The organism is Bradyrhizobium sp. (assembly GCF_049586575.1).
Classification (GTDB): domain Bacteria; phylum Pseudomonadota; class Alphaproteobacteria; order Rhizobiales; family Xanthobacteraceae; genus Bradyrhizobium.
In genome coordinates, this window is record NZ_JBAVCF010000083.1 from 1 (window position 1) to 5,333 (window position 5,333).

Genomic DNA, 5,333 nt, shown 5'->3' on the forward strand with positions numbered 1-5,333 from the left:
TGCCTGATGAGCATCAAAGCCCCGTGCTGCAGAGCAACCTTTGACTTACATCAAGGTTCTTGCCGATCAGGTTCTTTCTGATCCGAGCCGTGACGAATTCGTATCAATGAAGTTGTGCCTCAGTTGCGGCACATGAAACAGCTCGACACCCAGTTGGTCGCAAATGAAAACCACCTCAAGTAGAGTCTGAAAATCCTCGCGAATTTGCACCAGCCTTCAGCCGTGACGTGTCAGAATTTTCGGAATGGCGATAGAATAGGAGTTTAAAATTTCTAGCTAAGGAATTGAAATTGCAGCTGGAGCGGGTGAAGGGAATCCGCGCGCCTTGTCGTCGAGTGCCTTCAGTTCGGCATCAAAGTCCGTTAGCGGACACTTACCTGCGAGCGGCGATCGGTATTGCGTCGCCACGCCACCAGTTCACTATTGCCGTCAAAGACAGAATGACGGCACAGTCATGCCGTCCAGGAAGAAACAAGGAAGAAACAAGAATGACCAATCATCAATCGAGGCGGGATTTCTGTACCACCGCCATCGCGACAATCTTTGCCTCTGCTACTTCCGTCAGAGCCGGCGAGAAGAAATATGATCCCGGTGCGAGCGACAGTGATATCAAGCTCGGACAGACGGTACCCCACAGCGGCCCGGGTTCGATCTACGGCGTGCTCGGGCGGGTCGGCGAAGCCTCTTTCCAGATGATTAACGAGCAGGGCGGCATCAACGGGCGCAAGGTCACGTTTTTAACCCTGGACGACGCCTACAGCGCGGCGAAATGCGTCGAGGCGACGCGGCGGTTGGTGGAGCAGGAAGAGGTGCTGGCGCTGTTCGGCTCGCTCGGTACGGCGCCTCAGACTGCCGTGCATAAATATCTCAACTCCAAGGGCGTGCCGCAATTGCTGCTTAACACCGGCGCGTCGAAATGGAACGACCCCAAGAACTACAAATGGACCATGGCCGGTTTGCCGCTTTATCCGACCGAAGCGCGGATACTCGCCAAACATGTCCTGAGCGTTAGGCCTGAAGCCAAAGTCGGCATTCTCTACCAGAACGACGATTTCGGCCGGGACTTCCTGGGCCCCTTCAAAAAGGTGCTGGCGGACGCCGGCGGCAAAGCCCAGGTGATGATTGAGCAGACTTACGACCTGTCCGATCCGACCATTGATTCTCAGTTGATCAACCTCTCAAAGTCAGGCGCGGACGTCTTTTACAACATCAGCACCGGGAAGGCGTCATCACAGTCGATCCGCAGGGTGGCCGAACTCGGCTGGAAGCCGCTGCAACTGCTGTCGGCCGGCTCGACCGGCCGCTCAATTCTCAAAGCCGGCGGCCTCGAGAATGCAAAGGATATTGTCGCGATCCGCTATTCCAAGGAGGCCGGACCGGGGCGCTGGGAAAAGGACAAGGACGTGTTGGCGTTCGAGGCGTTGCGCGCGAAATACCTGCCGAACGTTGATCCCGATAACACCATCGCTTTCGCCGGTTATGGTCAGGCGGCCTCCATGACGGAAATCCTGCGCCGCTGCGGAAACGATCTCACCCGCGCCAATGTGCTAAAGCAGGCCTCGAACCTGGCAGGCTTCCACTCGCCGTTTTTCCTTGACGACATCAATTTCAGCTACACGCCCGATGACTACTCTCCGATGAAGACGCTCCACATTTCTATCTTCGACGGCAAGGACTGGCAAATTTCCGATAAGCCGGTCACGGAATAGTTCCTGATTCCTTTGTCCAAAGGTTGCACTTCGAGTGGAAATCCACCTCCCCGCGTCCGCGGGGACGACGGGAGACCGCGTGCCGAGCGTCCTGTCATCGTTTCTCCGGCCCCATATAGCCGAACAGGAACCCCGCCACCTTCCGCTTCTGGATTTCCTCGCTACCCTCGGTGATGCGATAGCGGCGGTGATGACGGTAGATATGCTCGAACGGCTTGTGGCGCGAATAGCCCATGCCGCCATGCACCTGCATCGCGTTGTCGGCCGCCTCACAGCACAGGCGGTTGGCCCAGAAGTTACACATTGACACTTTGTCCGAGAGCGTCTGCTCGACTTGCGCCTGTGTCATCTGGTCCATCTCCCAGGCCGTCTTGCGGATCAATAGCCTCAGCATCTCGGCCTGGGTCGCGAGCTCGACCAAGGGCCACTGGATCGCCTGGTTTTCCGAAAGCGCCTTGCCGAACGGCTTTCGCTCCCGCGCATATTTGACGCTTTCGTTGATGCAATAGACGGCGGCGCCCAACGAACTCGCGGCCTGGCGGATGCGGTTCTCATGGACAAAGCACTGCGCGAGCGAAAGACCCTTGCCCACCTCGCCGAAAACTGCGCTCTCCGGCACGAAGACCTCCGTAAAACTGACGCGCGGGTGATCGGTCGGCATGTTGAAGGTCCACATATACTCTTCCACCTTCACGCCTTCCGATTTTGCCGGCACCAGGAAGCAGGTGATGCCGCGTGCGTCGCCGGCATCTCCCGAGGTACGTGCAAACAGCGCGCAGTGGGTGGCGACATGCATGCCGGTGGTCCACATCTTCTCGCCGTTGATCAACCAACCCTTGACGTTGTCGCGCCTAGCGGCCACCGCGCGGGTTTCCATGTGGGTAGCGTCGGAACCATGATGGGGCTCTGTGAGGCCGAAGGTGATGCGATATTTCCCGGTCATCGAGCCTTCGATCATGCTCTTCTGCTCGTCGCTGCCGTAGCTGTCGAGCATGGTGACGATGGGGAAATTGCCGACGATGGAATGCTCGTTCTGCAAATCGTTGTGCAGGCCAAGCCCCTTTGAGGCAAACTGCTCGCGGATCACCGCCATCCAGACGTTGGAGCCGTCTCTGCCGCCGTAGCGCTTCGGAATCGCAAAGCGCAGGTGGCCCGCTGCGTCGGCACGGTCCTTGGCTTTGCGGAGCAGCGCTTCCCACTCGGGTCGCGGCAAGCCGCCGTGATCGAAATCGGTGCGCGCCCATTCACGACGATGATCAAAGAAGCGGATGTTGTCGTCTTCTTCCTCGAGCGGCCTGATCTCGCGCGCGATGAAGCGATCGAGCTCGTCGAGATAGGCGACGAGATCGGCAGGCAATGCAAAATCCACGGCGCGGTTCCCTCACTTTGTTATTGTTGCAGCTTTCAATCGGGCCTTTCCAATTCCCGTCGATAAGCCGTATAGGCCGGCTGATCGACCGCAAGCTTATCCATGGTGGTCTGCCAGATATGTTCGGCCAGTCCAGGCGTCTGCAGGTCCAGCTCGCCTTTAGCGATCTTGTCTGCTAGCGCACGGTTGAGCTCAAATAGCGAGCCCTGCATGGCCAGCAGTCTCCGCAATCGCACCCCTTCCGCGGCATCGCTTGCCGCTTCCAACGTCAACTGCCGCGACACCAGATCAAGCATGTTGATCGCCACGCGCAGCTTGAAAGCGTTTTGATCCAGCACAAGCGGCGCGATGTCCTCACGCAGGAAATCTGCAACGGCCTTCGTCAACTCAGTCGGTCCCGGCTCATCCTGCATCGCCAGCTCCTGCTTTTGGGCATGATCTTAACCGAAAACAGGTTTCATTTTCAGGATTCATGCCCGTGGCGCCAACAGCCGCAGCAGATCGATCTCCGTTTCCGATGCGCGACGCCCGATCATGGCGCGCTCCATCGAGTGATCGGGCTGCATGCGAAAGCGCTGCATCATGCCGCCGCACATCACGCCCCAGCGCAACGTGCCCATGACTTCGTAGAACGCCACCCGCGCGGCGTCGACCCTGCGGCCGGCGGCCTCATAGCCGGCAAACAGATCTTCCAGCGTTCCAAAGCCGCCGACCGGCCTGTCGATCTCGCCAAAGCGCCAGGAATTGACGCAAATCCAGCCCAGGTCCTCCATGGGATCGCCGAGATGGGCAAGTTCCCAATCCAGAACCGCGCGAACGCCGTCCGCGCCGATGATGAGATTGCCGTTGCGGAAATCGCCATGCACCAGCGTCACCTCCTTGGGCAGGCCGGGATCATGGTCGCGCAGCCAGCGGAGCGCGAGTTCAAAGACCGGCTTCGGCCAGTTGAGGCTGCCATATTCGCGCGCGAGCTCGCCGATCTCCTCGCTCGAGGTCCGCTGCCGCAGCGGCGGCAGATTTGCGCGCGGCAAGCCATGAATGCCGGCTGCGATCCGGCCGAGCTGACGCGCGAGCTTTGGCCGCACGTCCGCGAACTGCGCATCACGCAGGATCTTGCGCGCAATAGTCTCGCCTTCGACGCGCTGCATGATGAAGCCGGGGCCGAGATCGTCATCGAAGCTAAGCACATGCAGCACGCGCGGCGACGGCAGGCCGGCCTGGTGAGCGAGCTGCATCAACGCCGCCTCGGCATCGAGTCCGGCCGCGCGCGAGGGCGCCGCACCATATCCCTTCGGCGCGCGACGCAGGATGGCGCCGACATTGCCGGCAGGGGTCATTATCTCGAACGACCAGGTCTCCTGGCTGGCGCCGCCGGACAGCTTAAGTGTCCCGGCAACGCCGGTCGCGCCCGGATACCAGGCGGCCACCGAACGCGTGAGCTCCTCCTCGATCATTTTCCTGCAAATTTCGGCGCTTCAATAAGGCCGTCCAGCATGTCCATGGAAACGGCGTTCATAACCTCCCGGTGATCCATCTTGATGACGGCGACCGGTCCGTCGATTTGGAGCGTGCAGTGCTTGAATTGCATGGTTTCCTCTTGAAGCATCCAGTCCGCATTTTCCGTGACGCGGATTGGAGTAGGTTCGTGCCACATATTTGATTTTTGCCGCGCGCTTGTCCATGCTCGGCGGCAGATCGATCTCCCTTACGTGCACGGCTGCGGTGCGCATCGCCGCGGCCCAGTGACCGCCTTCGGCCATCACCCGCGATGCATTGATCGCAAACACACCAAGAAATAGCTGAGGACTTCATCGAACACAAAACGTCGATATCGGGGGCTTTGTTTCGCGCCGGCATCGGACCCTTCGGCTGGGGCGCGCAGATGGAACCGGATGCCGCGAGCGGGTCGATGATGAGAGGCAAACTATAGCCTGTGTCGTGCACACGATACGGTTCAAAAAAAATAGCCACTCCTGATTTCAAACTGGGCCACTTCCAGACCCAATTTTGAAATTCGGCAAGGCCACCTTCGGTAGGCGGCCCATTTTGCGCCGCACAAACCCGAAATGGGCTCGGTGGTCATCAATAAAGTGGGCCATTGCTACGTATGAAGAGGCCGCCGACCGGGCGGCCTCACGTTACGTCGCGGCGGCGGCTCGATGTCGGGGGCTACTGGAGCCAGATCGAGAGGCGCGCCCTGTTCGTCAACTTTCGATTTAAGATCAGCCGCTTTGTCCATTTGGGCTGCGGACATC

General features: G+C 59.4%; 5 protein-coding genes. 1 reads left to right on the forward strand and 4 read right to left on the reverse strand.

Translation table 11 applies throughout. The features are described 5' to 3' along the window. Positions 1–488: 488 nt before the first annotated feature. Entirely contained in the window at positions 489–1,709 is a 1,221-nt protein-coding gene (locus WB528_RS02620; RefSeq protein WP_423886875.1) for an ABC transporter substrate-binding protein, read from the forward strand. A gap of 94 nt (positions 1,710–1,803) precedes the next feature. Here WB528_RS02620 and WB528_RS02625 read toward each other — a convergent pair whose 3' ends face one another. From WB528_RS02625 to WB528_RS02640, 4 genes are read right to left on the reverse strand one after another with little or no spacing between them, the layout of a single operon-like run. Beyond that, positions 1,804–3,078, reverse strand: a complete 1,275-nt coding sequence (locus WB528_RS02625) for an acyl-CoA dehydrogenase family protein (RefSeq protein ID WP_423886871.1) — start codon at positions 3,076–3,078, stop codon at positions 1,804–1,806. A 35-nt stretch (positions 3,079–3,113) separates the two neighbouring features. Next, complete coding sequence (locus WB528_RS02630) at positions 3,114–3,491, reverse strand: DUF6285 domain-containing protein (protein WP_423886872.1); 378 nt, start codon at positions 3,489–3,491, stop codon at positions 3,114–3,116. A gap of 57 nt (positions 3,492–3,548) precedes the next feature. Further along, entirely contained in the window at positions 3,549–4,532 is a 984-nt protein-coding gene (locus tag WB528_RS02635; protein WP_423886873.1) for a phosphotransferase family protein, read from the reverse strand. After that, the gene (locus tag WB528_RS02640; protein WP_423886874.1) at positions 4,529–4,732 is read right to left on the reverse strand and encodes a hypothetical protein; all 204 of its coding nucleotides are present in this window, start codon (positions 4,730–4,732) and stop codon (positions 4,529–4,531) included. The genes WB528_RS02635 and WB528_RS02640 overlap by 4 nt, the downstream gene beginning before the upstream one ends. Positions 4,733–5,333 lie beyond the last annotated feature (601 nt).

Bases quoted from the DNA above. Each gene is read 5' to 3' on its own strand.
- WB528_RS02635 (WP_423886873.1), bottom strand. From the start codon at position 4,532: ATGATCGAGGAGGAGCTCACGCGTTCGGTGGCCGCCTGGTATCCGGGC.
- WB528_RS02620 (WP_423886875.1), top strand. From the start codon at position 489: ATGACCAATCATCAATCGAGGCGGGATTTCTGTACCACCGCCATCGCG.
- WB528_RS02630 (WP_423886872.1), bottom strand. From the start codon at position 3,491: ATGCAGGATGAGCCGGGACCGACTGAGTTGACGAAGGCCGTTGCAGAT.
- WB528_RS02640 (WP_423886874.1), bottom strand. From the start codon at position 4,732: ATGTGGCACGAACCTACTCCAATCCGCGTCACGGAAAATGCGGACTGG.